Here is a 246-nt window from a genome sequence, read left to right as displayed (position 1 = left end):
GGTCGGCCAGGAAGGAAGCCGTGAATTTCGTGTCGCGGTCATGGAGGAGGAACCGGAACCGGTGGCCACGTTCCTTGAGGTCCATCAGCATGTTCCGTGCCTGCTGGGTGACCCACGCTGCGGTCGGATGCTTCGTGACCCCGAGGACATGGACACGGCGAGTGGCGTGCTCGCCGACGAAGAACACGTAGATCCGTTGGAGGAACACGGTGTCGACGGTGAAGAAATCGCAGGCCAGGATGCCGG

At 62.6% G+C, this 246-nt stretch carries 1 pseudogene; it reads right to left on the bottom strand.

The features are described from left to right. Positions 1–246, bottom strand: a pseudogene (locus FMEAI12_RS19820) (integrase); the annotation flags it as partial.

The sequence above is a fragment of the Parafrankia sp. Ea1.12 genome (assembly GCF_900465275.1).
In the GTDB taxonomy this organism is placed as follows: domain Bacteria; phylum Actinomycetota; class Actinomycetes; order Frankiales; family Frankiaceae; genus Parafrankia; species Parafrankia soli.
The sequence above is the reverse complement of the archived record's forward strand: the minus strand, read 5'-3'. Positions and strand labels throughout refer to the sequence as shown.